Source organism: Nocardia carnea, assembly GCF_029869215.1.
Lineage (GTDB): Bacteria > Actinomycetota > Actinomycetes > Mycobacteriales > Mycobacteriaceae > Nocardia > Nocardia carnea_B.
This window is the reverse complement of record NZ_JARWPM010000036.1, coordinates 1-26,722: the sequence shown is the minus strand read 5'-3', so window position 1 is coordinate 26,722 and position 26,722 is coordinate 1. Positions and strand designations below refer to the sequence as shown.

General features: G+C 69.6%; 26 protein-coding genes and 1 rRNA gene. 5 read left to right on the top strand and 22 right to left on the bottom strand.

Translation table 11 applies throughout. From position 1 onward, the window contains the following. Positions 1–198: 198 nt before the first annotated feature. From QH276_RS01300 to QH276_RS01290, 3 genes are read left to right on the top strand one after another with little or no spacing between them, the layout of a single operon-like run. Entirely contained in the window at positions 199–783 is a 585-nt protein-coding gene (locus QH276_RS01300; protein ID WP_280399303.1) for a nucleotidyltransferase family protein, read from the top strand. After that, complete coding sequence (locus tag QH276_RS01295; RefSeq protein WP_280399304.1) at positions 784–1,062, top strand: BON domain-containing protein; 279 nt, start codon at positions 784–786, stop codon at positions 1,060–1,062. It begins immediately after the preceding gene. A 24-nt stretch (positions 1,063–1,086) separates the two neighbouring features. Continuing rightward, entirely contained in the window at positions 1,087–1,842 is a 756-nt protein-coding gene (locus QH276_RS01290) for a metallophosphoesterase family protein (RefSeq protein WP_280399305.1), read from the top strand. Between the two features lie 169 nt (positions 1,843–2,011). Here the strand turns inward: QH276_RS01290 and mbp1 are convergent, their stop codons facing one another. The 15 genes from mbp1 to steA form a co-directional block, all read right to left on the bottom strand. Then, positions 2,012–2,290 (bottom strand): microaggregate-binding protein 1, encoded by a 279-nt coding sequence (gene mbp1 / locus QH276_RS01285; protein ID WP_280399306.1) that lies wholly within the window; start codon positions 2,288–2,290, stop codon positions 2,012–2,014. Between the two features lie 103 nt (positions 2,291–2,393). Beyond that, positions 2,394–2,828 carry a nuclear transport factor 2 family protein gene (locus tag QH276_RS01280; protein WP_280399307.1) on the bottom strand — a complete coding sequence of 145 codons (435 nt, stop codon included), beginning with the start codon at positions 2,826–2,828 and terminating at the stop codon, positions 2,394–2,396. 371 nt (positions 2,829–3,199) lie between these two features. Continuing rightward, a complete protein-coding gene (locus QH276_RS01275) occupies positions 3,200–3,721 on the bottom strand; it encodes a DUF1992 domain-containing protein (RefSeq protein ID WP_280399308.1) in 522 nt (173 codons plus the stop codon). Between the two features lie 84 nt (positions 3,722–3,805). Next, entirely contained in the window at positions 3,806–5,194 is a 1,389-nt protein-coding gene (locus tag QH276_RS01270; RefSeq protein WP_280396855.1) for a hypothetical protein, read from the bottom strand. A 126-nt stretch (positions 5,195–5,320) separates the two neighbouring features. Continuing rightward, positions 5,321–6,253, bottom strand: a complete 933-nt coding sequence (locus QH276_RS01265) for an alpha/beta hydrolase fold domain-containing protein (protein WP_280396856.1) — start codon at positions 6,251–6,253, stop codon at positions 5,321–5,323. A 141-nt stretch (positions 6,254–6,394) separates the two neighbouring features. Further along, positions 6,395–7,822: a ribosome biogenesis GTPase Der gene (gene der / locus QH276_RS01260; protein WP_280396857.1), complete on the bottom strand. Its 1,428-nt coding sequence runs from the start codon at positions 7,820–7,822 to the stop codon at positions 6,395–6,397. Then, positions 7,819–8,577, bottom strand: coding sequence for a (d)CMP kinase (gene cmk / locus QH276_RS01255; protein ID WP_280396858.1), 759 nt, complete (start codon positions 8,575–8,577; stop codon positions 7,819–7,821). The genes der and cmk overlap by 4 nt, the downstream gene beginning before the upstream one ends. 20 nt (positions 8,578–8,597) lie before the next feature. After that, positions 8,598–9,935 (bottom strand): pseudouridine synthase, encoded by a 1,338-nt coding sequence (locus tag QH276_RS01250; RefSeq protein ID WP_280396859.1) that lies wholly within the window; start codon positions 9,933–9,935, stop codon positions 8,598–8,600. 9 nt (positions 9,936–9,944) lie between these two features. Further along, entirely contained in the window at positions 9,945–10,652 is a 708-nt protein-coding gene (gene scpB / locus QH276_RS01245) for an SMC-Scp complex subunit ScpB (RefSeq protein WP_280396860.1), read from the bottom strand. Between the two features lie 71 nt (positions 10,653–10,723). After that, the gene (locus tag QH276_RS01240; RefSeq protein WP_280396861.1) at positions 10,724–11,608 is read right to left on the bottom strand and encodes a segregation and condensation protein A; all 885 of its coding nucleotides are present in this window, start codon (positions 11,606–11,608) and stop codon (positions 10,724–10,726) included. Further along, on the bottom strand, positions 11,605–12,480 hold the full coding sequence (locus tag QH276_RS01235; RefSeq protein WP_280396869.1) for a ParA family protein: 876 nt from the start codon (positions 12,478–12,480) through the stop codon (positions 11,605–11,607). Before QH276_RS01235 ends, QH276_RS01240 begins: the two co-directional genes overlap by 4 nt. Before the next feature lie 251 nt (positions 12,481–12,731). Then, positions 12,732–13,679 carry a site-specific tyrosine recombinase XerD gene (locus QH276_RS01230; RefSeq protein WP_280396862.1) on the bottom strand — a complete coding sequence of 316 codons (948 nt, stop codon included), beginning with the start codon at positions 13,677–13,679 and terminating at the stop codon, positions 12,732–12,734. Positions 13,680–13,690: 11 nt separating this feature from the next. After that, positions 13,691–14,341: an NUDIX hydrolase gene (locus tag QH276_RS01225; RefSeq protein ID WP_280396863.1), complete on the bottom strand. Its 651-nt coding sequence runs from the start codon at positions 14,339–14,341 to the stop codon at positions 13,691–13,693. 43 nt (positions 14,342–14,384) lie between these two features. Further along, the gene (locus QH276_RS01220; protein ID WP_280396864.1) at positions 14,385–16,112 is read right to left on the bottom strand and encodes a CTP synthase; all 1,728 of its coding nucleotides are present in this window, start codon (positions 16,110–16,112) and stop codon (positions 14,385–14,387) included. A 567-nt stretch (positions 16,113–16,679) separates the two neighbouring features. Next, the gene (steA, locus tag QH276_RS01215) at positions 16,680–17,891 is read right to left on the bottom strand and encodes a putative cytokinetic ring protein SteA (protein ID WP_280396865.1); all 1,212 of its coding nucleotides are present in this window, start codon (positions 17,889–17,891) and stop codon (positions 16,680–16,682) included. Positions 17,892–18,074: 183 nt separating this feature from the next. Between steA and QH276_RS01210 the strand changes: the two genes are divergently transcribed. After that, entirely contained in the window at positions 18,075–18,494 is a 420-nt protein-coding gene (locus tag QH276_RS01210) for an SRPBCC family protein (RefSeq protein ID WP_280396866.1), read from the top strand. A gap of 162 nt (positions 18,495–18,656) precedes the next feature. Here the strand turns inward: QH276_RS01210 and recN are convergent, their stop codons facing one another. The 5 genes from recN to QH276_RS01185 are packed head-to-tail and all read right to left on the bottom strand — an operon-like array spanning position 18,657 to position 23,389. Next, entirely contained in the window at positions 18,657–20,429 is a 1,773-nt protein-coding gene (gene recN / locus QH276_RS01205; RefSeq protein WP_280396867.1) for a DNA repair protein RecN, read from the bottom strand. After that, the gene (locus tag QH276_RS01200) at positions 20,407–21,375 is read right to left on the bottom strand and encodes an NAD kinase (protein WP_280396868.1); all 969 of its coding nucleotides are present in this window, start codon (positions 21,373–21,375) and stop codon (positions 20,407–20,409) included. Before QH276_RS01200 ends, recN begins: the two co-directional genes overlap by 23 nt. Beyond that, positions 21,372–22,193, bottom strand: a complete 822-nt coding sequence (locus QH276_RS01195; RefSeq protein ID WP_280406561.1) for a TlyA family RNA methyltransferase — start codon at positions 22,191–22,193, stop codon at positions 21,372–21,374. Before QH276_RS01195 ends, QH276_RS01200 begins: the two co-directional genes overlap by 4 nt. Position 22,194: 1 nt before the next feature. Next, positions 22,195–22,473, bottom strand: coding sequence for a hypothetical protein (locus QH276_RS01190; protein ID WP_280400130.1), 279 nt, complete (start codon positions 22,471–22,473; stop codon positions 22,195–22,197). Positions 22,474–22,486: 13 nt separating this feature from the next. Next, a complete protein-coding gene (locus QH276_RS01185) occupies positions 22,487–23,389 on the bottom strand; it encodes an HAD-IIA family hydrolase (protein ID WP_280400129.1) in 903 nt (300 codons plus the stop codon). A 651-nt stretch (positions 23,390–24,040) separates the two neighbouring features. Between QH276_RS01185 and QH276_RS01180 the strand changes: the two genes are divergently transcribed. Then, positions 24,041–24,526, top strand: coding sequence for a GyrI-like domain-containing protein (locus QH276_RS01180; RefSeq protein ID WP_280400128.1), 486 nt, complete (start codon positions 24,041–24,043; stop codon positions 24,524–24,526). Positions 24,527–25,004: 478 nt separating this feature from the next. On the opposite strand, the gene QH276_RS01175 is transcribed toward QH276_RS01180, so the two are convergent. Together QH276_RS01175 and rrf are read right to left on the bottom strand one after the other, a co-directional pair. After that, positions 25,005–25,766 carry a hypothetical protein gene (locus QH276_RS01175; RefSeq protein WP_280400127.1) on the bottom strand — a complete coding sequence of 254 codons (762 nt, stop codon included), beginning with the start codon at positions 25,764–25,766 and terminating at the stop codon, positions 25,005–25,007. Positions 25,767–26,585: 819 nt separating this feature from the next. Next, a 5S ribosomal RNA gene (gene rrf, locus QH276_RS01170) occupies positions 26,586–26,702 on the bottom strand. Positions 26,703–26,722 lie beyond the last annotated feature (20 nt).

Sequence of the window (26,722 nt, the reverse complement as noted above, 5' to 3'; positions counted from 1 at the left end):
TGTTGGGGGTTTGTTGGGGGGGGGGGGGGGGGGGGTTTTTGGGGTTGTTGTGTTGGTGGGTGGGTTTTTATTTGTGGGGGCAGACCGGGGCGCCTATCTAAAATAAGTATGTTGGCCGGGGGGGGCGGGGCCCGGCCGGTGCGCCGCCCGGCCGGTCATCGGTTGATTAGTCGCGTGGCTCCCGGGTAGCCGCCACATATGGTTCCGACCGAGGAGCAACTGCTGCACGCATTGACCCGGGCCGCGAACGCCCTGAAACAGCAGGGCATACCCTTCGCCGTGGCCGGCGGTTGCGCCGTGTACGCACGCGGCGGCCCACCGTCGGATCACGATGTCGACCTGTTCGTGAAACCCGAGGACAGCCCGCGGGCGCGCACCGAGCTGGCGCGGGCCGGGCTCCGCGTCGCGGAGGCCGCCGAGGACTGGCTGATCAAGGCCTACGACGGTGACACGCTGATCGATATCATCCACCGGCCCAACAACCGGGAGGTCGACGACGCACTGCTGGGCCGGGCCGAGACAATGCGAGTAGGCCCCACCCTCGCGCCCGTTGTCGACGCCACCGATCTGCTGGTCGACAAACTGCTGGTCTTCGACGCGCACCGGCTCGACCTCAGCCCGCTGCTGCGGATCTCGCGCGATCTGCGGGAACAGGTGGACTGGCCCGCGGTACGCGCGCAGACCGAACATTCACCCTATGCGCGGGCGTTCCTCGGGTTGATCGACGATCTCGGGATCGCCGAGACGAGAACGGGGTCGCGCGACTCCGGAAAGGCGGAGTAGATGTCCGGCAATCCGCATTCCTCCCGGCAACGGCCACCGGAATACCTGGCCGCCGAACTCCATCGGGCGCTGGCCGAGGACCCTCGCACCAACGAACAAGGGGTGCAGGTCCGCATTCGCGGCGAGGTGGTGGTCCTCGACGGTGAGGTGAGCACCGCGCAGCGGCGGCGCCTGCTCGAGGAGGTGGTGCACGATATCGCCCCGGACCTGCCGATCCACAACGATGTGCACGTCACCGCGACGGCCCGGCCGGGCGAGTCCGAAGACCTCGGCGCGTGACGCCGGGCAGAAGGGAGCAGGCAGATGCGGATCGCCGCTGTCGGAGACGTTCATCTGGGCACCGATTCCCGTGGCCTGTTACGGCCCGCGCTGCACAACCTGCCGGAGCTCGCGGATGTGCTGCTCCTGGCCGGTGACCTCACCCGGCACGGGACACCGGCCGAAGCCGAGGTGGTCGCCCGGGAATTCGCCGATGTGGGGGTGCCGGTGGTGGCCGTACTCGGCAACCACGATCACCACAGCGATGCCGCCGCCGAGCTGACCGGACTGCTGGAATCCTGCGGTATCACCGTGCTCGAAGGCGATGCCACCACCCTCGAGATCGACGGCGCCACCCTCGGTATCGCCGGCACCAAGGGTTTCGGCGGCGGTTTCGCCGGCAAATGCGCGAGCGTATTCGGGGAACGGCTGATGCGCGATTTCGCCGGGCACACAATCGAACTCGCGGCCGCACTGGACCGTGCACTGGCCGGGCTGGATACCGATGTCACGGTCGTGCTGACGCACTACTCCCCCGTCAGCGACACCCTGCACGGAGAGCCGCGCGAAATCTACCCGTTCCTCGGCTCGTATCTGCTCGGCGAACCCATCGACAACCACGGTGCCGATCTGGCCGTGCACGGCCACGCGCACGCCGGTACGGAGCGCGGCAGCACACCGGGTGGTATCCGGGTGCGCAACGTGGCCCAGCCGGTGATCGGCAAGGCGTTCGCCGTTTACGAACTGCACGGCAGCAGCGCGGGTGAACCACTCCCGGACCGGTCCGCGGTCTCCGGCTGAGTCACCCGTCACCCGGGCGCGAGCACGCCGCGTACGGTCCGCGGTCGGTACGCGGCGGGTAACCGCCGGAGCATCGAATTCGAGGTTCGCGCAAATCACCGCGGCGACCTCGTACGAGATCGCCGCGGTGTGCTGCCGCCCGGTCGGCACGGTGGCCGCCGGGCCGGCCTCAGACGTCGCGCGGAGTCGGTGCCACAGTTTGCCCGTGACCCGGATCCTGCTGGGCCCGCTGACGCTGCTCCGCGGCGGCGGCCCGGAGACGTTCCTCCTGCGCCTCGGCTTCCTTCTCGGCGGCGGCCCGCTCCGATTCCCCCTTGTCCTGCTGGGCCTTGCCTTCCGTGCGCAGGCTGTCGTTGTCGAGAACCGCTCCCGCGGCCTCCTTGACCTTGCCCTTCGCGCCCTCGACGACACCTTCGATGCCTTCGCGTGCGGTCCTGTGCTCGGCCACGATATCCACCTCCGAATCTCGGTTTTCTCGGTCGGATATCGGCCGCGTACCCGGGTCCGGCGGGTTCAATCCGGCGGCGGCGCCCCCGGGCGGGTGTCCTGGCTCACCGGTCTCCGGAGAAGGCTGCTTCGAGGCCGTCGAACCAGGCCGCTTCCTCCACCAGCCGGGCGCTGCGCCAGCCGTCCGGGGTGCGTACCAGGTCGTGGTTGTACCAGCCGCCGCAGGTGAACTGCTTACCCGGCGAGACGATCATCGGGTTGAAGAACATGGCACGTACCTTCGCGGTGTCGGCGTCCAGGTCGACCGCGATATTGGAGATGAAATGCTGGGTCCGGGTGAACAGCGCCAGTTGATCGGTGAGCGCGGCCACAACGGTTTCCAGGTCCCCGGTGGGTCCGCCCGCCGTGCTGTAGTCGATCTGCGCGTCGGCGGTGAACACCGTGCGGTACAGCGTCCAGTCCTTGCCGTCGACGGCGGTGGCGTAGCGGGTGAGCAGATCGGTGATCTCGATCCGGTCGGCGAGGGTACGTGCGTCCATCCCCTCATACAACCGCACCTACCCCGTATCCCGCCGGGTATCGACTCGGTCACCACTCGACCCGCGTATCCCGCCCGACCTGGCGCGGCCGCCCGGCACCCACTCCGGCCGACCTACACTCGTCCCGGGCAGACTTTCGCGTCCGACCCGGCCACGCCCCGACGTTCGCGGCCGGCCCGCACCCGCCCGCCTCGACCTCCGTAGCCGCCCACAGCCGCACGGTTCGACTCCGCGGCCACCCGCCGCTCGGCTCGACCTCCATAGCCGTCCTGCACACGGTTCCGGGCCGACCTCCGTAGCCGCCGGCTCGGCCTTCGCGGCCGGCGGCGGGACTCCGGCTCGACGACAGGGGTTTCGGCGCGATATCCGGATCAGCGGCTGCCCCGGAGCCGGCGCCACCACGGACGACGCGCCGCGGGCCGGGGCTCTGCTCCGGGTTCGGGATGTTCGGAGTCGTGCGCACCGGTGACCGGGCGCCCACCGGTGCGGTCGCCGGCAGACCGCCAACCCGCCACGATCTCCTCGGCATTTACCGGCGCGAGCGGAATCTGCGGGCCCGTCGGCAACCGTAACCAGTCCACGATCCGGCGATTGAGTTCGGCGACGGCGGCCCGCACCTCTGCCTCGGTGCCCAGTTCCCGCACCGTGCCGGGCAGGCGCTCCACTTCCCGGCGCAACAACAGCGACGGCGGGAGCATCACATCCCCGCTCACGCCCTCGCGGCGCAGATAATCCCGCAACCACGCATTCTCGTCGTGGTACGGGTTTCCCGCCCCGGGCAGCGGTTTCCCGGCACCGGGCAGATTCTCGAACTCACCGCGCTCGGTGGCCTCGCGGATCTTGCGATCGACCCACGATTCGAAATCGACCCCCGCGGGTTTGCGTTCCGTCATCGTGCCTCCTCACCGTCCTCCGCCACGGTGGTGCGGCCGCCACCGTGGCGTGTCCCGTGGCCGAGACGGCGCCGTCGCGTCCGCTCAGGCCCCGTTGGTGGAGGTGCTGCGGGTGCGCCCCGAGCGGGCCTTGCGGCGTTCGGCCTGGAGTTCGGCCAGTTCCTGCTCCAGGATATCGGCGACCCGGAACTGACCGGTGTCGTAGCCGTCGGAGGAACGGACGACCTCGAGGAACTCGTCGGTCTCCTTGTCACCGGACAGCTTGCCCTTGGCAGTCGCTTCCGACGGACCGGTCTTGGCTCCGTTCGTCGCCTCCGCGGACCCGGCCTGTTTGTGCTGGCCGAGTTTCTTGGCGGCGGCGGTCGCCGAAGTGGTGATCGGGAACTTATCGGTGGTTTCCGCGGACTTGGTGCCGGGTTCGTCGAACAACGGTGAGTTCGTGGCCAGTTCGTCGAGCAGGGAGCTGGTCCGGCCGATCAGGCCGGACGTCACATCGGAGAGATCGCCCGCCCGCTTCTTACCGGATTCCCCGGACTTGTTGTCCGGCCGGAATGCCGAACCGGCCGACGGTTTCTTCGCTCCGCTTTCCAGCGCCGCAGGTTGTGCCGCGGCAGTATCCCCGGTCGGCAGCGCCCGCGCCTCGCCCGCGTTGGGATCGAGTTTCATCGTGACCCGGGGCAGGCTGTTGCGGATCTGCGCGGCCGGATCGGGCAGCCCCCGGACCTGTTCGGTGGCGCGCAGAATCGCCATACCGTAGCGAGCGCTGGCCGCGTCGTGGATGAGCAGCGCGACACCGATCATCACCGGCGCGACGGCGTGCACCGCCACGTCGTACCAGTTCCCCACCCGCAGATACGGGTAGGTGTTGAGCCCGACGGTCAGGGCCAGCAGCGCGATCTCGGCGGCCGCGGTCTGCTTCCGGTTGTTGACCACACCCCATTCGGCGACCTTGTTGGTGCCGATCATGATGATGATCAGGCAGACGCTGATCATCCCTTCCAGCAGGTAGCTGAACCAGAACAGCGGATCGGACGGGCCGGTGGGCGCGATGTTCTGCTGGACGTTGACCGCCGACCACAGCATGCCCGCGCCGACCACACCGGCCAGTGCGCGCAACGACCAGGACCGATGCCGGTACAGGGAGGCCAGTTTGGCGTGCGGGCTGGATTCCCGGCGCTGCGCGGCGATGGCTTTACGGGCGAGCAAGAGGTCGCGCATATCCGCCTTCTCGATCTGCTCGGTGGTCTGCCGGGCCCGGTCGTTCGCCGCGGCGACCGCCTGGATCTCCTTCCAGCGCTGTCCGCGCTCCTGTTCGCGGATACGCTCGGCGAGTTCACGTTCGGCCTGCAGCTCCGATTCCGACAGCGCCTCGGTCAGCGCGGGGTCGAACTGGTAGGCCAGCCGATTGCGGGCATGTTCGACTCGCTGGGCCAGTTGCGTGACATCGTCCTCGATCGGGGGCTCGACAGTCATTCCGGCTCCCGCCTCGGGTGATTCGACAGCAGACAAGTGGTCACGCCGGGGTACGGTACCGCGCTTTGCCGCGCGATGCACCGTCACGGTCCAAACAACCGATTTCTGTCGCCGTTCACAGGCCGTTCACGAGTTCCCCTGGCGGGGTCCCGCTTCCGGCTCCACGGCCGCCGAACGCAGGCTGTATCGCGCCAGAGCGGCCAGGATCGCCCGCACCGCGGGGCCGGCCTCGGGAACCGGTAACAGCGGATAGACGTGACACGCTCCGGCCTCCTCGACGAAACGCACCACCGAACCGGCCCGTTCGGCGAACAGCCGCGCATCGGGGTGCAGGATGTCGTGTGTGCCCATGAAGACATCGGTCGGCGGGAGCACGTCCAGCGGACCGTTGATCGGGCTCAACTCCGGCAGGCCGAGATCGTCCCCGCCGGCCCAGACCCGGCCCGCCTCCAGCAGGCCGGGGCGCGCCAGCCACGGGTCCGCGTCCTCGACCCGATCGATCTCCGGGTTCGACAACCGCATATCCAGGCACGGCGACAGCAGGATCAGCCGCGCGGGCGCCGGAAGCCCTGCGGCAGGCAGGGATTGGGCCAGTGTGAGGGCGAGGGTCCCGCCGGCCGAATCACCGGCCAGCACCACACGCGCGGGGTCGTATTCGCCGAGCACGCCCCGGTAGACCTCGATCAGGTAGGGGCGCGCGGCCCGGTACGTGTGGCGCGGTGCGAGCGGATAGATCGGCACCTCCACCCGATGACCCGCCGCCACCAGCCGCCCGATGAACCGCCAATGCCACCAGCTGATCTCCCGGAAGAAACTTCCGCCGTGCAGGTAGATCACCACCACGCCGGATTCCGTTCCTGTCCGCGGCGTCACCGTGTAACACGGGAAGCCGCCGACGGCCCGGCTCACCACCCGATATCGCCGGCGCAGTCCCCGCGGCGGCGCATGGTCGCCCGCCGGCTCCGCCATGGCGGCCCGCGCCTTCGCGGCGGTATCCATGCCCCGCTTCCGGGTCAGCCGCAGGAACACCGACAACGCCCGGCCACGCCGACTCACCATGCACTTCTCCTCGCCAGGACGCGGCTGTTCTCGGACACCGGAGTTCCGGCCACGAACACGCACCGAACTGCGCGTCCGGCTCGCCCGCGCCGCCGGCGCGGTTACACGCCGGCAGCAGCGGCCCGGACGCGACCCGGGAGATTACTTCTTGGGACGCTTCTCCCGCACCCGGACCGAGATCCGGACGGGCGACCCGTCGAAGCCGAACTCCTCACGTAGCCGCCGTTCCAGGAACCGCCGGTAGCCCGCCTCCAGGAATCCGGTGGTGAACAGCACGAAGGTCGGGGGGCGGGTGGTCGCCTGGGTGGCGAACAGCACGCGCGGCAGCCGGCCACCGCGCATCGGCGGCGGGGTCGCGGCGATCACTTCCTTCAGCCACGTGTTGAGGCGCCCGGTCGGGATGCGTTTGTCCCACGACTCGAGTGCGGTTTCCATGGCTGGCACCAGTTTCTGCACCGCCCGGCCGGTCTGCGCCGAAATGTTCACCCGCTGCGCCCACGGCACCCGGATCAGGTCTCGGTCCACTTCGCGGTCGAGTTGCAGGCGGCGGTCCTCGTCGACCAGATCCCATTTGTTGAACGCCAGCACCAGCGCCCGCCCGGAATCGGCGACCAAACTGATCACCCGCAGGTCCTGTTCGGTGATCGGCTGCGAGGCATCGATCAGCATGATCGCCACCTCGGAGGCCTCCAGTGCCGATTTGGTGCGCAGGGACGCGTAGAACTCGGTACCGCTGGCATTGGCGACCTTGCGCCGCAATCCCGCGGTATCGACGAACCGCCACACCTTGCCGCCCAGCTCCACCAGCGAGTCCACCGGGTCGACCGTGGTGCCGGCGATATCGTGCACCACCGACCGCTCGTCCCCGCTGAGCTTGTTGAGCAGACTGGACTTGCCCACATTCGGTTTCCCGACCAGGGCCACCCGGCGCGGCCCACCGGCGCCACCGAGTCCCTCGCGCGGCGTCTCGGGTAGTACCTCGAGCACATCGTCGAGCAGATCCCCGGTGCCGCGCCCGTGCGCCGCGGACACCATCCGCGGTTCGCCCAGGCCCAGCGACCACAGCGCCGCGGCATCGGCCTCGACCCGCTGGTCGTCGACCTTGTTCGCGACCAGGATCACCGGCGTCTTCGCCCGCCGCAGCACCTTCACCGCGGCCTCGTCCGTGGCGGTGGCGCCGACCACGGCGTCCACCACGAGCAGGATCGCGTCGGCGGTGTTCATGGCGAGTTCGGCCTGGCGGGCCACGGACTGCTGCAGCCCCTTGGCGTCCGGTTCCCAGCCGCCGGTGTCCTGCACCCAGAACCTGCGGCCCGCCCAGCTCGCCTCGTAGGAGACCCGGTCGCGGGTTACGCCGGGGACATCCTCGACCACCGCCTCACGACGGCCCAGAATCCGGTTGACCAGCGTCGATTTCCCCACGTTCGGGCGGCCGACGACGGCCAGGGTGGGCATCGGCAGCTGATCGGCGGCTTCCGGATCACCGGCGAGGTCGGTGATCTCCCAGTCGGTTTCGTCACTCCATACGCCGTCGCCGGCGAGTACATCACTCATCGTGTCCCCGCTCATCCGCCGGCTCCCCGGCGCCGCATCGCATGCCGTTCGCGGGGCCGGTCCAATTGCCGGGCCACTTCGCGATACAGCTCCTCGATCGTTTCGTCCATCGTCAGCTCACTGGTGTCGACCCGGACCGCGTCCTCGGCGCACCGCAGCGGCGAAACCGCCCGGGTCGAGTCGAGGCGGTCGCGGCGCTGCACATCGGCGAGGACCCCCGCGTAGTCGTCGCCGCGGCCTTCCGCGATGTTCTGCTGATTACGCCGATGCGCCCGGGCCTGCGCGGAGGCGGTCAGGAAGATCTTGGCGTCGGCGTCGGGCAACACGGTGGTACCGATATCGCGGCCCTCGACCACGATCCGGCCGGCGCTCACCGCGATCTCCCGCTGCAACGCCACGAGCTGCTCGCGCACCTCCGGAACCGCCGACACCGCGGACACCGCCGCGGTCACCGCCGCGCCCCGGATCTCGGCGCGCACATCGTCACCGTCGAGTTCGATCAGCTCGTTCTCGGGATCGGTGCCGATCCGCAGCGGCATATCGGTGACCGCCGCGATCACGGCCGCCGAATCGGCCGGGTCGATTCCGGCACGCAGCACCTGCAGGGTCGCGACCCGGTACATGGCCCCGGTATCGAGGTAGCGGGCCGCCAGCCGCGTCGCCAGCCGCCGCGAAACACTGGATTTCCCGGTCCCCGAGGGTCCGTCCATCGCCACCACCAGTGACCGGTCGCCCGCCGGGTTCGCGACGACTCCGACCGGAGCTTCCATACCGAACACGTCGGCCCCCTTCACAGTGACACCGCCTCGTAGAGTTTGCCGATTTCGTCGCGGCCCAGGACCCGCAGGGTGCCCGGCCGTTGATCGGCCAGGACCACCGGGCCGATGTGAGTGCGGACCAGCCGGACCACCGGGTGACCGACCGCGTCCAGCAACCGCCGCACGATATGTTTACGCCCTTCGTGCAACACCACCTTGACCAGGGAACGTCCCGCGTCGACCTCCAGTACCTGGAATTTGTCCACGGTGGCCGGGCCGTCCTCGAGTTCCACACCGTCGCGCAGGATCTTGCCGATGGAGCGGTGTACCTCGCCCTGCACGGTCGCGAGATAGGTTTTCGACACCTGATACGAGGGGTGCATGAGCCGGTGCGCGAGGTCGCCGTCGTTGGTGAGCAGCAGCAGTCCCTCGGTATCGGCGTCCAACCGCCCGACATGGAACAACCGCTGCCCGGCCGCGACCCGCTCGGCCACGATATCGCCCACACACGGGCGGCCCAGATCGTCGGACATGGTGGACTGCCAGCCCTTGGGCTTGTTCAGCGCCAGATGCACCAGTTCTTCACGCACCACCACCCGGATCCCGTCCACCCGCACGACGGCGTTCTCCGGGTCGATACGCAGGCCCTGTTCGCGCACGATGATGCCGTCGACCTCGACACGACCCTGGTCGATCATCTCCTCCGCGGCGCGCCGCGAAGCGACACCGGCTTTGGCCAGCACCTTCTGCAGGCGTTCGCCTTCGCCCCAAGGCATCTTCTCGTGGCCGGGGCCCTCCGGTTCCACATGCTGGTGGCGGGCCGGTTTGGCATTGTTCAGCTGCGGCGTGCCGCTCCCGGAACGAGTGGTCTGGCTCTTACGTGCCGAAGCGCCACCGGCCGGTCGTCCACCGGACCGGGAGCCCGGGGCGGAACCACCGCGCCCGGCGCCCGGAGAGCCGAGGCGCCCGCCACGTCCTGCCGCAGCCCCACCGGTCCGGCCGACCGCAGGCGACCCGCCACGACCGGCCGAGGCCGGCCCACCGCGTCCGGACGATTCGTCGCCACCGCGCCCGGCCGCATCGAAACCACCCCGACCGGCGACGGGCCGGCTTCCACGGCGCCCGGCCGGCGCCTCCGGCCCACCGGCGCCACGCCCCGGCCGCTGAACCTGTTCACTACGCGCCCCGCGCTCGGCACTCCGTGTTCCACCGGCCCGGCCGCCACGGGGCGGCTCGGCGCCGCGCCCATACCTGGGCGGCTCCCCACCGCGGCGGGCCTCCCCCGCGCCGCGCCCCCGACCGGCCCTGCTGGGCTGGTCACTACGTTGTCTACGATCCGGTGTGCCATCTCGGCGAGCGGGTGTATTCACGATTTCCTGTCAATCCTCGGCGCCGAGTTTCAGATCTTCCTCGGCGGGTTTGCGCAGTCTGGTGTAACGGGGATCCGTTTCCAGACTGTCGTTGATCTCATCGATCAGGTCGACGCCCGGTAGCAGGGGCGCCAGCGGCGGCAGATCGTTCAGCGACGCCAGCCCGATACGTTCCAGGAACAGTTCGGTGGTGCCGTAGAGCGTGCCGTTGGTCTCCGGGTCGGTGCCCGCCTCGGTGATCAAACCCCTGGCCAGCAGGGTGCGCATCACACCGTCGACATTGACACCGCGCACCGCGCTGACCCGGGCCCGGGTCACCGGCTGCCGGTATGCCACCACCGCCAGCGTCTCCAGTGCCGCCCGGGTCAGCTTCGACCGGGCGCCGTCGAGCAACATACGCTCCACATACGGTGCGTACTCGCTGCGAGTATAGAAGCGCCACCCGTCCCCGGCGAAACGCAGATCGATCCCACTGCGCCGCGCGGCCAGCTCCGCCGACATCTCCCGCAGGGTCCGCTCGACCCGGCTCGCGGGCTCGTCGAGTGCCACCGCCAGCTGCTCTACCGGGGCCGGAGTGTCCACCACGAGCAGGATCGCCTCGAGCGCCGCCCGGAATTCGTCATCGTCCAGCGGCTCGGGCGCGAATTCGGTCACACCCCCGCTCGCGCCCCCTGCGTGGTCACGCTCCGCTACCGCCTCCGGACCTGACTCGCTCATGCTCTGCCCCTCACGGCTGAGCGAGGGCCCTACGTGGTCACGCTCCGCTACCGCCTCCGGGCCCGACTCGCTCATCCGTAGTCCTCCTCGATGGTTACCGGCGCGGTGTCGTCCCCGATCCAGCGGACCGCGAGGGGGCCCAGGGGGTCGGGCTGGTCGAACTCGATCGATTTACCCCGGTAGAGCTCGAGTAACGCCAGGAATCGCGCCACGATCTGGATCGGCGCCGCACAATCGGCCACCAGCTCGGCGAAGGTGGTCCAGGTGCCCGCGCCGCGCGCCTTCAGCCGCTCCAATACCAGTGTTGCCTGTTCAGCGACCGATATCGCGTGGGCGTGCAGATGGTCCAGCCCCACCGTCGGCACCGGCCGCGGCCGGAACGCCGCCGCGGCGATCTCGGCGAACCCGGCCGCGTCCACGCCGAGCGTCACCTCCGGCAGCAGCCCCGCGAACCGCTCCTCCAGGCCCACCGCCCGCGGATACCGGCGCAGGGCGGCCGCCTCGAGTTCGCCGAGCAGCTCGGCGACCTGTTTGAACGCCCGGTATTGCAGCAACCGGGCGAACAGCAGGTCCCGCGCCTCCAGCAGTTCCAGATCGTCGGGATCGGTGACCTCCCCCGAGGGCAGCAGCCGCGCCGCCTTCAGATCCAGCAGCGTCGCGGCGACCACCAGGAACTCGGTGGTCTGGTCCAGGATCTTGTCCGTCCGCAGCGAGTTCCCCGGTTCGGACAGACCGGCGGTGAGCGCCTTGGTGTAGGCGATGAATTCGTCGGTGACCTGATGCAGCGCCACCTCGGTCACATCGAGACGGCGCTGCGAGATCAACTGCAACAACAGATCGAACGGACCTTCGAAATTGCTCAGCCGCAGATGGAAACCGGTTGTTTCCGGCGCCGCGGCCGCGACGTCGCCGGGTTCGCTCGTACTCGACGGTGCAGGTCCGGGTGCCGCGCTCACCGACCCGACCGGTGGATGACTTCCCGTGCCATCGCGCGATACGCCTCGGCCCCGCTGGATTTCGGCGCCCAGGTGGTGATCGGCTCACCGGCGACGCTGGCGTCCGGGAACCGGACGGTCCGCGCGATCGCCGTGTCGTACACCAGGTCTCCGAACACTTCTACCACCCGCGCCATCACCTGACGGGAATGCAGCAGCCGGGCATCGAACATGGTCACCACAATGCCGTACAGGCTCAGTCGCGGATTCAGCCGGTCCCGCACCTTCTCGACGGTGTCGTTGAGCAGTGCCAGCCCGCGCAGCGAGAAATACTCGCATTCCATCGGGATGATCACGCCGTCGGAGCAGGCCAGCGCGTTCACCGTGAGCAGACCGAGCGAGGGCTGGCAGTCGATGAGGATGTAGTCGTAGCGATCACGGATCGGTTCCAGCGCCCGCCCCAGCGATTGTTCCCGGCCGACCTCGTTCACCAGCTGGATCTCTGCGGCGGACAGGTCGATATTGCTGGGCAGCAGATCCAGGTTCTCGACCTTGGTCTGCATGAGCACGTCGTCGGCCCCGACCGGCGCCCCGATCAGCAGGTTGTGCACGGTCAGGTCCAGGTCGTGGTGGGCCACGCCGAGACCCGCCGACAATGCGCCCTGCGGGTCGAGATCCACCAGCAGCACCCGGCGGCCGTATTCGGCCAGGGCGGCACCCAGATTGATGGTCGAGGTGGTCTTACCGACCCCGCCCTTCTGGTTGCACATCGCCACGATGAGTGCATTGCCCTCGTGCGAAGGTTCGGGGGGCTCCGGGACCTGGCGTAGCGGCCGCCCGGTGGGACCGAGTGCGGCGTCGGCGGGGACGGGTTCGGGGCCCGCGCCCCACACGGACGCGGAGCGCTCGTCGTTCTCGGCGCCCCTCGGCGGTTCCGCCGCTCCGACAGTCGTCACGATCCGTTGCTCCTTATACGTTCCTGCCCGTCACCTCGTAGAGCGTAACGAGGCCGATCAAGGCACGGTCTCGCTTTCGCCACGGTCCGGCTCCCTAAGACGCTACCTGTTGACAGCACTTCGGCGCCCGGTGTGGCAACGGCGTGTTCCTTTCCCACCCCGGCGCACCGGTTCCGCATCATCGCAAGTCATCGTGCCCGGGGGTGGGCGGTGGCCCAGACTTCGCGCAAGGTACCCACGGTGACCAGGGTGTAGATCTGGGTGGTCGTCACCGATGCGTGGCCCAGCAGTTCCTGTACCACCCGCACATCGGCGCCGCCGTCGAGCAGGTGGGTGGCGAACGAATGCCGCAGTGTGTGTGGCGAAACCGTCGCGGTGATCCCCGCGTGTTCCGCGGCCCGCTGCAGGACTTGCCAGGCGCTCTGCCGTGACAGGCGGCCGCCGCGAACGTTGAGGAACAGCGCGGCGGCAGCCCCCGGCGCGCGGACCCCGGCGCGCCCGTGTGCCGCCAGCACCGGACGCCCCCGCACGAGATAGGCGTCCACGGCCTCCAGGGCGGGCCGGCCGACCGGAACGATCCGCTGTTTACCGCCCTTGCCCCGCAACATCACCGCGCGACCCGCGAGGTCGAGATCGTCGATATCGAGCCCTACGGTTTCCGAGATCCGCGCACCGGTCGAATACAGCAGTTCCAGCAGCGCGCGATCACGCAGCCCGCGGGCCCCGGCGTTACCACCGGCCCCCGTATCGGCGCCCACCGCGTCCAGCAACCGCAGCACCTGGTCCACCGGGAGCGCTTTCGGCAACCGCTGCCCCACCATCGGCGGTTTCACCGCATGGGCGACATCGGCGCTGATCATTCCTTCGGCGGCGGCGAAACGATGCAGGCCGCGCACCGCGATCAGGGCGCGCGCCACCGACCCGGCGGCCAACGGCGGATGCCGCTCGTCGCCCGCGCGCAGCGCGACCGTGAATTCCCCGATATCGACTCCGGTGACCGCCTCCAGCTCGCGGATCCCGCGGTCGGTCAGGAATTCCTGGTAGCGACCCAGATCCCGCCGGTAGGCCGACAGTGTGCTGCGCGCGGCGCCCCGCTCCACCGCGAGATGGTCCAGGTAGACGTCGATCTCGCGCACCGCATACCCGCTCAGTCCGAATCCTGTTGCGCCGCCTGGCGCCGCAACAGGGCGGTGGGCAGCCCGGGCCACGGCGCGCCGGCCGCCCGCAGCGGCAGCCGCGCCGCCTCGGCGGCACGCAGGGCCAGCAGCCCGGCGACCGCGGTGGCGTTCACGATCTCACCGGCCAGGGCCGCGCGGACGGCGTCGTCGAGCGGCATCCGCACCAGTTCGAGATCGGCTTCCTCGTGTTCGGGCGGCGGCCGATGGGTTTCGCTGAGCCCGCGTGCCAGGTACACCCGCAGGGCTTCGTCGGTGAACCCGGGCGAGAGCGCCACATCCACCAGCACCGACCACTCCCGCGCGGCCAGGCCGGTTTCCTCGGCGAGTTCCCGTTGCGCCGCATCGAGCGGATCTTCCCCGGCGATATCGATCAAACCGGCCGGTAGTTCCAGCAGCCGCTCCCCGAGCGGATGCCGGTACTGGCGGATCAGCACGACCTGTCCGTCGTCGTCCACGGCGACCACCGCGACGGCGCCGTGGTGTTCCACGACCTCCCGCTCCACGACCCGCCCGTCCGGCATTTCCACCTGGTCCAGCCGCAGCGCCACGATCGCCCCGCGGTAGATCAGCCGGCTGTCGACGGTCCGGAAATCGTGGCTGCCCGGCTCCCCCGCGGTCACGACGCCTCCTCGGACGCGGACCGCCGCGGTCGGCGCAGACCCATCACGAGGCCCGCTCGGCGGTGCCGGCCATTTCCTGCTCCCCGGGGATGTCCACGGGCAGCCGTTCGGCCAGTTTGTACCGCAGCGCGGCGGCGATGAGTTCGGCGAACAGCGGATGCGGCCGGGTGGGCCGGCTCTTCAATTCCGGATGTGCCTGGGTGCCGACGAAGAACGGGTGGACGTCACCGGGGAGTTCGACGAATTCCACCAGATGCCCGTCCGGCGAGGTGCCGCTGAACCGGAGCCCGCTGGTGGCGATCTTGTCGCGGTAGGCGTTGTTCACCTCGTACCGGTGCCGGTGCCGTTCGGAGACCTCGGTGGTGCCGTAGGCCCGGGCCACCACCGACCCCTTCTCCAGCGTCGCCGGGTAGGCACCGAGCCGCATGGTCCCGCCCAGATCGGCCTCGCCGGCCACCGCCTGTTCCTGATCGGCCATGGTGGAGATCACCGGATGCTCGGTCTCGGGTTCGAATTCGGCGGAATTGGCGTCGGTGAGCCCGACCGAACGCGCGGCCTCGATCACCATGCACTGCAGGCCCAGGCACAACCCCAGCAGCGGCAACTTGCGGGTGCGAGCGTGGTGGATCGCGCCGACCTTGCCCTCGATACCGCGGATCCCGAAACCGCCGGGGATCAGCACCGCGTCCACATCGCGCAGCGCGGCCTGGGCGCCGGCCGGAGTCTCGCAGTCGTCGGATTGCACCCAGCGCAGTTTCACCTTCGCGCGATGGGCGAACCCACCGGCCCGCAGCGCCTCGGTCACCGACAGGTACGCGTCCGGCAGGTCCACGTATTTACCGACCAGCGCGACCTCCACCGTCTCCCGCGGCGCGTGCACGCGGTCGAGCAGATCACCCCAGACGGTCCAGTCGACATCGCGGAACGGCAACCCGAGTTTGCGCACCACGTAGGCGTCGAGCCCTTCCCGGTGCAGCACCTTCGGGATGTCGTAGATCGACGGTGCGTCCGGCGTGGAGATACACGCGTCGACCTCCACATCGCACATCAGCGCGATCTTGCTCTTCAACCCGGCCGACACTTCGCGGTCGCAGCGCAGGATCAGCGCGTCGGGCTGGATACCGATACTGCGTAGCGCCGCCACCGAATGCTGGGTGGGTTTGGTTTTGAGCTCACCCGACGGCGCGAGATACGGCACCAGCGAGACGTGCAGGAAGAAAACATTGTCGCGGCCGACATCGTGGCGGATCTGCCGGGCGGCCTCGAGGAACGGCTGCGATTCGATATCGCCGACCGTCCCGCCGATCTCGGTGATCACCACATCCGGTTCCTGCCCCTGCAGGTCCGGGCCGCGCATCGCGAGGATGCGCGCCTTGATCTCGTCGGTGATATGCGGGATCACCTGGACCGTATCGCCCAGGTACTCGCCGCGGCGTTCCTTGGCGATCACCGACGAGTAGATCTGGCCGGTGGTGACGTTGGCGTCCTTCGACAGGTCGCGATCGAGAAACCGCTCGTAATGCCCCACATCGAGATCGGTCTCGGCGCCGTCCTCGGTCACGAACACCTCGCCGTGCTGAAACGGGTTCATGGTGCCGGGATCGACGTTCAAATAGGGGTCGAGCTTCTGCATGGTGACTCGTAGCCCCCGCGCGGTCAGCAACTGACCGAGGCTGGAGGCGGTGAGACCCTTACCGAGTGATGAGGCGACACCACCGCTGACGAAGATGTGTTTGGTGGCTGCGCGCGCCTGAATCCGTGTATGACCCACGGGTCTTCACAGTAACACGATACCGGCCCGATATTCGACCGCCACTCCCGGTTAACCACCCGATCGCCCGCCCGGCCCCGACTCACCGACCACAGCCGCGGAACCCCCGGCACTCACTTGCACCCCAGCGGTACCACCGGCCACTTCCTCCACATCCGCGGCCCTGCAGGCAAACCGGTGACGGGCCGGGCCCGAACGCCCCCCGGGTGCTGAATAGTTGCGCCGACCTGCCCGCACCCCGTTCACGCACCGGGCCACCCGAGCCTGCTCCCCTCGCGAGGCCGACCCGGCCTCGACCTGCCCGCCCGCGTTCGGCGGCCCGGGGACACCGAGCGGATCGACCATTCGGTCGAGAACGAATCCGCACGGTGGAAGGCGTCACCTCCTCACCCACGCGCGGTCCGTACGGCCCAGGCGGAGATTTCTCCGACGTGAGCCGGCCGGCAGCCGACGTGGTCCGGCCGGCACTCCCGGAGGACGCGGAACTTCCGGCGATTCGACAGCACGGACCGGTGGCGTCACCCCGGGCGACCGACTCTCCGACCACCCGGTATCCACTGCGGCTCGCTATCCGGTCCGCGCGAGAACTTCCCGGCCCCACAGCTCGGCCCGGCTCAGCATCTCCTGCGCTCCGGCGAGCATTTCGGTACCGTGCCCGGCTGCCAGGATCGCGACGATCGCCGCGCCGAGCACCGCCAGGATCAGTAGCGCCGCCAGCACACCCGGGAACCGGTTGCGGTACAGCGTGGCCACCGCGCCGGCGTCCATGATCGATTCCCCGACCTTCAACCGGGTCAGGAAGGTCGCCGGATTGCTGTCGCGGCGCCCGCGGTCGAAGAACTCCTCCAGGGAAGCGCTCGCGCCCGCCGTGACGATCAGCGCCGCCCCGTGATGATGCGCCAGCAGCAGCGCCAGATCGACGGGTGTCCCGGAGCAGGGGAACGTGGTCGCCCCCAGCCCCAGTTCCTTCACTCGTTCGAGTCCGCCGGCGCGGCCGTCCAGATCCGCGGGAATTATCAGCTCGGCGCCGCAGGTCAGGGTTTTCACGGTCAGCTCGTCGGGGTTCCCGACGATCAGATCGGGCCGGTAACCGGCCCGCCGCAGCGTATCCGCACCCACGCCTACCCCGATCATGATCGGGCGGTACTCCTTGACGAACGGCTTGAGCTTGCGCAGATCCTCGGCGTGACCGGCACCGGCCCCGACCACTACTACCTGCCGCCCGTTCAGCTCGAGGTCTACCTCGGGCACACCGATCCCGTCCATGAGCAGCGACGATTCCGCCCGGATGAATTCCAGCGCGTCCCCGGCGAACGATTCCAGATGCTCGGCGAGCCCGTGCCGCGCCTCGCGCATCCGCTCGGCAATGGCCTCCTCGTCCAGCTCGAGGCATTCGACCAGCGCCTCGGGTTCCTTGCGGGTGAACCGGTCGGCGTAGACGACGCCGTCCTCGATCCGCACCCGCGTGCCGTCCTTGATCCGGCCGAACGCATCGGAGCTCACGGTATCCAGCAGCAGCACACCCCCCGCGACCAGAACCTCGGGGCCGATATTCGGGTACCGGCCGGAGATCGACGGGGAGGTGTTCACCACCGCCGTCACTCCGGCCGCGACCAGTTGCTCGGCGAGGGTCTGATCCAGGTCCATTTCGTCCAGGACGGCGATATCACCTGGTCCGAGCCGCGCGACCAGTCGCCGGGTATCACGGTCGACCCGGGCGGTCCCGGTCCGGCCGGGCAGTGTCTCGGAGTTCTTCGACAGCAGCGCCAGCATTTTCATGCAGCGATGATGTCGGTAAACCCTCAACCTTTGGTGGAGACACGCCGCTGAGCACTACCCTTCGGTCTCATTCGGGCAATCGATCGGTTACCGGCCGTTCCGGTCGGCACGGCCGACACCGCGCGGAAGCCGGCCGGTCCGCGCCGTATGCTGCCGGCACAGCTATTCGAAGAGGAGACTCCCATGGCCAGCACCACCGTCGACACCGTGATCGCCGCCCCGCGCGCGACCGTGTACCGGCTGTTCGCCGACCGCGAGAGCATCAGCCCGTACCTCGCGGTGAATGTCACGCTCGTCAAGCCTGGCGCGACCGAACGCGAGGGTGTGGGCGCCCAGCACAAGATCGGCGTGGGACCGGTCGGCGTGGTGGAGGAGATCACCGCCCTCGTGCCGAACGAGCGCATGGAGTACAAGATCGTCAAGGGCGCACCGGTGAAGAGCCATACCGGCGTCATCACCTTCGCGGACGCGGACAACGGCACTCGCGTCGTCTACACCATGACCTCCGACCCGACTCTGCCGGTGCCCGCCAAGGCGCTGGAGGCCGGCCTGAAGGGCCTGATCAACCAGTTCATCGCCGCCGCCCGCAAAGCCGTCCGCTGATCCACAGGTCGCCCGGCCGTAGCGCGACCATCCCAGCGGGGTGACGCCCCTGGCCCGCTCGGTGCCGGCGGCGCACTTCGGGCCGGCCGGTGGGCTACCACCGGCCCGCGCCGGACATCGGTACCGCTCGCACCGGCCACCTCACTACGAGTGCGAGGTGGGTCAGCGCGCCGCCATCCGTTCGGCCCGGGCGATATTGAGCAGCTCCCAGGCGTGCGCGCGACCCGTTTCGGTGTCGTCGAGCCCGGCCAGCATCCGGGCGAGTTCCACGATGCGTTCGTCCTGGGTCAGCGCCCGGACCCCGGAGTTCACGGTGCCCTCACCGTCGTCGGATTTGTTCACCACCAGATGCGTATCCGCGAACGCGGCCACCTGCGCGAGGTGGGTCACCACGATCACCTGGTGGGTCCGGGCCAGCCGGGCCAGCCGGCGCCCGATCTCGACCGCGGCCCGGCCGCCGACCCCGGCATCCACCTCGTCGAACACCATCGTCACGCCGTGTTCGTTACCCGCCAGCACCACCTCGAGCGCCAGCATCACCCGCGACAGCTCACCGCCGGACGCGCTTTTGCTCAGCGGCAACGATTGCGCTCCGGAATGCGCGGCCAACCGTAACTCCACCTCGTCCACTCCGGCCGGCCCCGCGTGCAGCTCGGTGCCGTCGACCAACAGCGGCGCCGAATCCTGCGGCCCGGCCGGTACCGGGCGCACCTCGACCTCGAGCCGCGCCTTCCCCATCGCCAGCCCGCTGAGCTCTTCGCTCACCGCCGCCGCCAGGTCGCCGGCCGCCGCGCTGCGCGCCGCCGACAGCTTCACCGCCGCCGCCCGCACCCGTTCCGCGCCCGCCTCGACCTCCGCGGCCAGTGCCGCCAGCGTCTCCTCCGACACATCGAGCGATTCCAGCTTGGTCCGTGCATCATCCGCCCAGGCCAGCACCCCGTCGATATCGGGTGCGTATTTGCGGGTCAGCGATTTCAGTTCGGCCTGCCGGGTGAGCATGGAGTCCAGCGCGCCCGGGTCCGACGGCAGATCCGAGAGGTAGCCGCTCAATTCGGTGGTCAGATCCACCACCACCGCGATCGCGTCGGCCAGCCGCGGCGCCAGCGCCGCCAGCGCCGGATCCTCGGCAGTTTCGACCCGCGACCGCGCGACCCCCAGCGCGTCCAGGGCCCCTGCGTTCTCGCCGGGATTGTCCTCCGGCCCGGCCAGCGCCTCGTGTGCGGTCGCTGCCGCCTCCCGCAGCGAATCCAGATCGCTGAGCCGGCGAATCTCGGCCACCAGCCGTTCGTCCTCACCCGGTTCCGGCGCCACCGCATCGATTTCGGCGATCGCCTGGGTGAGACGTTCGGCCTCGGCGGCCATCTCCCGGCTGCGCGCGGTACGTTCCAGCAGCGCGTTCCGCGCGTCCAGCCAGGCCCGCCGATGCTCGGTGTATTCCTGCAGCAACGGTCCCACCGTCGCGTCCGCGAACTGGTCCAGGGCCCGCAACTGCTGTTCGGGCCGCTGTAATCGCAATTGGTCGTTCTGCCCGTGCACGGTCAGCAGGGGCGCGGTGAAATCCGCCAGCACCGACGCCGGCACCCCGCGGCCCCCCAGATGCGCCCGGGACCGGCCGTCGCTGCCGACCGTGCGGATCGCGATCACCGTCCCGTCGTCGTCGGCCACCGCGGCCGCGGCTTCGAGCACCCGTTCCGCTTCACCGCGCGCGGTCGCGTTCACCTCGTCGAGGGTGAACCGGCCCTCCACCACCGCGCGGTTCGCCCCGAGCCGCACCCGCCCGGCATCCGCCCGCGCCCCGCTGAGCAGGTGCAGACTGGTCACCACCATCGTTTTGCCCGCACCGGTTTCCCCGGTGAGCACCGTCAGCCCTTCGTGGAATTGCGCGGTGGCCGTGGAGATAACGCCCAGCCCGTCAATTCGAATCTCTGTCAGCACGTGTGCCCTCCGTTCGCCGCCGGCCCCGCCAACCGGTTACCGGCAGCTCGAACTTGCGCACCATCCGGTCCGCGAACGGCGCGGAATCCAGCCGCACCCACCGCACCGGCTCGGCACCACGGACCGCTTCGACCCGGCCGCCCCGCGGCAGTGCGAGGGTGCGCCTGCCATCCAGGAAAACTATCGCATCATGGCCGGTGGCAACCGATTCGACCGCGATCCGGGAATCCGGGCTGGTCACCAGGGGCCGGGCGAACAGCGCGTGGGCGTTGCTCGGAATCACCAGCAGCGCTTCCAGTTCCGGCCACACCACGGGCCCGCCGGCCGAGAAGGCGTACGCGGTGGAACCGGTAGGGGTCGCGACAAGGATTCCGTCACACCCGTAGGACGACACCGGCCGTCCGTCGACCTCGAGGACCACTTCGAGAACCCCCATCCGGGCGGCGTTCTCGATACTGGCCTCGTTCAACGCCCAGCCGCGTTCGATGACCTCGTCGTCGAGCCGCACGCTGACATCGATGGTCATCCGCTCCTCGACCCGGTAGTCCCGGCGCACCACCTGCGCGAGCGCCTCGTCGAGGTGTTCGGCCTCGGCTTCGGTGAGGAATCCGATCCGCCCCAGGTTGATCCCGAGCACCGGCACGGTGACGTGCCGCGCCAGTTCCGCGGCTCGCAACAGGGTGCCGTCACCACCGAGCGCGAGCACCATCTCGCAGCCCCGCGCCGCGTCCGGCTCGTGCGCCACCACCTGCACCGGGTAACCGCCGGATTCGGTCACCGGTTCGGAGCCTGCTTCGAATCGGGTGCTGTAGGCCTCGTCCGCGAGGACCCGCAGCCCGATTCCCGCTTCCGCGCAGATCTTCGCGACCCGATGCGCCGTTTCGCTGATCTCGGCGCGCCCGGGATGCGAAACCAGCAGAATCTCCCGGACCGTTCCCGCGCTCATTGCGGGCCTTCTTCGACCGCCAGCCGCACCATCTCCGCCACCTCGCCGACCGTATCGCCGGGGATATCCTCCCGGCGCAGCCACAGAAAGTATTCGACATTCCCGGACGGCCCCGGCAGCGGGCTCGCCACCACCCCCACGGTCCGCAACCCGGTCTCGGCCGCCGTGGCGGCCACCGCGCACACCGCCTCGGCCCGCAGCCCGGGATCGCGCACCACACCTCCCGAACCCACCCGTTCCTTGCCGACCTCGAACTGCGGCTTCACCATCGGCACCAGATCCGCGCCGAGGACCGTGCACGCCGCCAAGGCGGGCAGGACCAGGCCCAGCGAAATGAACGACAGGTCGGCCACCACCATATCCACCGGGCCGCCGATATCCTCGGGCGTCAGCGACCGCACATTGGTCCGGTCGAGAACGCGCACCCTGTCATCGGTACGCAATCGCCACACCAGCTGCCCGTAGCCGACATCGGCGGCCACCACTTCCCGCGCCCCACGGCTGAGCAGCACATCGGTGAACCCGCCGGTGGATGCCCCGGCGTCCAGGCAGCGGCGGCCCGCGATCCGCAGGCCGCGCGGTTCGAACGCGTCCAGCGCGCCCAGCAGCTTATGTGCCCCGCGCGATGCCCACGCGACCTCGTCGACCTGTTCCTTGACCACCAGGGGAGTACCGGCTTCGACCGCCGTCGCCGGTTTCACCGCGACCGCGCCGTTTATCAGCACCCGCCCGGCCCCGATCAGTTCCACGGCATGCTCGCGTGACCGCGCCAAGCCGCGGCGGACCAATTCCGCGTCCACCCGCGCCCGCCTGGCCACCTCAGATCTTGTCCACCGTCGCCAGAGCCCGGACCAGCACCTCGTGTGCTTGTTCCAGGATGTGCGCCCGGCGGGCCAGGTCGGTACCGGCGGTCTCGTCCCCGGACCCGGGACCGGTGGCCGGTCCGGTGGCGAGTTCGGCGAGCAGTTCGCGGACTTCGGCCCGGATCTTTTCCGGATCGGCAAGTTCGCCGGGCCCGGCTGCCCCGGGCAGATGCTGACCGGGCAGCGGTACCCGGGCGGCACCGGGGGTGTTCGGGCGAGGAGTCGGGGTAGTCATCGTGCGGTCAACGCTATCGGATTTCCGAACGGGGCGCGCGCACCCTCAGGGCCCGGCCGGGATGCGCAAGCAGTGCCCGCCGGATCTCCTCGGGTTCATCGATACCGCCGGCCACCGGCGCGCTGTTGAGCGCGGCCAGGCTGCCGGCGATATAGGTCGGCCACCGATGCTCCGGTAGTCCGGCCAGTTCCTCGACCGTGCTCACGCCGGTGAGGACCAGCAGCGAGTCCACCGCCACATTCTCGGCACCGTCGATATCGGTGTCGAGCCGGTCACCCACCACCAGCGCGCCCCGGGTACCCGCCCGCTCCAGGGCGTTTTCCAGCAGTGGCGGATAGGGTTTACCGGCGACCACGGGTTCCCGGTCCGAGGCGGCGCGTAGTGCGGCCACCATGGCACCGTTGCCCGGCGCCAGCCCGCGTTCGTTCGGCAGGGTGCGGTCGGTGTTCGCGGCCACCCACAGCGCCCCCGCGCGCAGCGCGTAGGACGCCTCGGCCAGGTCGGGCCAGGCGGTCTGCGGTGAATGCCCCTGTACCACCGCCACCACCGATTCGGCCGCGCGCCGCACGGGCTGCAGTCCGGCCGCTTTCACCTCGGCAGCCAGATCGTCGGTCCCCACCACCAGCACCTCGCCGCCGCGCTCGACACGTTCGGCGAGCAGCCGCCCGGCCGCCTGCGCGCTGGTCACCACATCGGTTTCGCCCGCCCGATAGCCCATCTCCGCGAGATGAGCGGCCACCGAACCGGCCGCCCGGCTCGCGTTGTTGGTGACGTACACCAACCGTTGTCCGCCACCGGCCAGTTCTGCCGGTCCGCCCTCGATCACCGCCGATCCGCGGTACAGCGTCCCGTCCAGATCCAGCAGCAGCGCTTCGTATCCATCCCGCAACCGTGGTGTTCCACTCGCATCCCGCACACCCGGGACCCTACGTCGTCCCCCGGCGCCGCCCCACGCCCACTCCACAGGACAGCACCCATTACCCATTCGCCGCCCGGCTACCCCTTCGCCGCTCGGCTACCCCTTCGCCGCTCGGCCGGGGACTCGGCGTGTTCGAATCACGCGATCCCAACCGGGCGAACCCCGCACCGGCGGCAAGACCGCCACGAATTCTCCCGGCCACGCCGATTACGTACATGCCGATTACGTACATTCCGGCTCCGGTGCGTCGGGGCCATCCGACGGGCCTCTCTCATTCCGGTGCAGCGGGTGCACGCCGCCCACCGCCGGGCGCGGGAGGACGAGCGGTATTCTCCGCCCTTCCCAGTGCGACAGTTTCACCGAGGAGCCGGGGGTGGCGCGTTGGTCATCACATCCGACCCCGCCCGGGTGTTCGGAGAGCTCCGGGCCGAACGACCTCGGCGTGGTGCGGACCAGCCCTCCGGAAGCGAGGTACGCCACGCCCGGCGCCGATTTTCGCGAGTGGCGACCATTTGATCGAACGGATACCCGGCCGCGTGGCCGCGTGCGGGCGCACGATGATTTTTCGCCGCCCACGGCGTCGTCACAACGAACAACCCGCGCGCTCGCGGAGACGCGCGACCCGAGACACTCGACTGTGGAGGACCTGTGCCCGAATCTGTTGATCACAACACCGAACCCCAGCTGCTGGAGGTAGCCGGCGACACCCTCGCAGTGGTCCACGGTCAGGTCGATCCCACCGAGATCCGCACCTTCTTCGACACCTCCTTCGGCAGCCTCGCCACAGTTCTCGGTGAGCAAGGGGCGAATATCACCGGCCCCGCGCTCGCGCTCTACGGCACCGCCACCGAGAAAAATCTGGAGATCACCGTCGGCTTCCCGGTCGACCGGGAGATCCGCCCCGACGCGGAGGTGGTGCCCGGCCGGCTCCCCTCCGGGCGAACAGCTCGCCTCGTGCACCGAGGCGCCTTCGACGAGTTGGACCGGAGCTGGGACCGGCTGTACTCCTGGATCACGGCCCGAGGGCTCAGCCCCGCAGACGCCCGGTGGGAGGTCTATCTCACTGAACCGAACCCCCATATGGACCCGGCCGACCTGCGCACACAACTCAACTGGTCCATCGCCCCGGCGTGATCCCGCCGTCGGGTACGACCTCACCCGCGGTGGCATGAATTCTTCCTGGAGTGCTCGCAGCAGGACCCAAAATCATGGTTGGGCCCGCAGGTCGGGGCCCCACGCCGGCCAGTCCAGGCATCGATATCGGCGTCTACCAAGCCGGGGCGTCGAGGTCCGGACACGCCCCGGGCGAGCGAAGTAGCCTCGCGGGGAAGAACGGATCTATGTGTCGGTCGGTGTACGTATCCCACGATCGTCGACCTCGGCAGGCCGCCGACGCGAACGGTCCGCGGTGGCTAGAGCCTCCTCGCTACCGCGACCTGAGTTCGGCCGGTTCAGCTCTGGCAGAACGCCGGGAACCCCAGCTCTACGACACCCAGCACACCAGTCTCGGAGTCGCCCGGTCGGGGACGGGTACGCCGACGGCAACAGCCGGCAATCCAGAGAGCCTCACACGCCGGGATTCGAGTGCTGGCGAGGCAACGTTACGCGGGCCTCAGGATCCGCCGGTCAGCTCCGCTGCCCGCTCCTCGGCATCGGTTTCACCGTCGAGATCGGCAGCCGCGGCATTGAAGAACCAGGTCAGCCCTTCATCGGTACGTCCGGCCGCGACCAGCGCATCGGCGTAGGCGTAGAACAGCCGGGCGGGTCCGGAACCCGTACGGGCCGGATCGAGATCCGGGGTCTGCAACGTGACCACCGCCTGGTCGTACTGGCCGAGATCCATCCGGGCGCCGGCCACCACGATCCGCAGCTCGATCGCTTCGTCTCCGGTGAGTGCCCGGCCTTCGTCACTCCGCCCGATCTCGATCGCCCGTTCCGGCCGGCCCAGGCCGCGTTCGCAGTCGGCCATCACGGCCAGCAGGCCGGTACCACCGGCCATCCGTCGCGCGGCCCGCAACTCCGACAGCGCCTCGGCCCATTCCCCGGCGTGGTAGGCGACCACACCGGCTGTTTCACGCACCACGGCGATCCGGCCCGCGCGCTGCCGCGCCGCGCGCGCGTGGGCCAGCGCCAGCCGGGGGTCGTCCTCGAGCACCTGCGCCGCCATCGCCAGATGGCGCGCCACGGTTTCCGCGTTGCCTTTGTCCAGGCTCAGCAGATCACGCCGGATGGAGGTATCCAGATCACTCGCCTGCACGTCGTCGGGCAGATCCGGTTCCTCGGGCCGAGGCGGCCGACGATCGATTCCGCGCGCGGCACCCTCACCACCGCGGCGGCGCGGTCCGTCCGGGCCTGCGCCGCGCGAGCGTTCCACGGGCCTGTTGTTGTCGAAAGAGTCCCCTGCACGGCGCTCCGGCCGACCGGAGCCACCACGCGCACCGAAACGTCGCTCTTCCCCACCCGGCCGCGAATCCTCGCGTCCCCCGAATTCCCGCCGGCCACGGACGCCGTCACCGCGTGAATCCCGGGCACCCGGCCCATCCGGTGACCGGAAGTCGCTCCGTTCCCGGTAGCCGCGTTCCGGCTTATCGCCCCCCGGCCGCGAGCCGTGGTCCCGGTAACCACGGGAGTCGTCGCGGCCGCCTCGCGTCCCGGCCGCGGAACGGTCACCCCGTGCTCCTTCGGAACGAAACCGGCCGCGCTCTTCCGGGCTGCCCGTCCGCCCGCCACGCTCGCCCGGAGCTCCCGGGCGGTCGGACCGATTCCGGTCGTCCCGGAACCCCCGTTCGCCTCCGAAGGCACCGCGAGGCTTGTCGGCGCCACCCGTCCCCGGACGCCCGCGGCTCTCACCGCGCGGATTGCCGGCACGGTCACCACGTGCCCCGCCCGTCGTGCCGTTGTCGCGCCGGAAATTGCCGCGGTCGTCCCCGCGTGACCGGCGCTCACCGCCTGCGCCACCACCGGATCGGGACGTGTCTCCGGCGCCGCCGGACCCGTTTCCCGCCCCGGAAGAATTACGCCGGAACGGCTTCCGGTCATCGCTGCGTTCCGGCACGGCGGATCCCTCTCTCAAATGGAAAATCGGCTGAATGAACACGGTGAACGTATGCTCACAACCAGTTTACGGGTCACAACCCGCTACAGAAACGCCGGAAGGGGACCCAGAATCTGGGTCCCCTTCCGTGAAAGTATGTTCCGGCGGTGTCCTACTCTCCCACACCCTGTCGAGTGCAGTACCATCGGCGCTGGCAGGCTTAGCTTCCGGGTTCGGAATGGGACCGGGCGTTTCCCTGCCGCTATAACCGCCGTAACTCTATGAAACTGTCCACA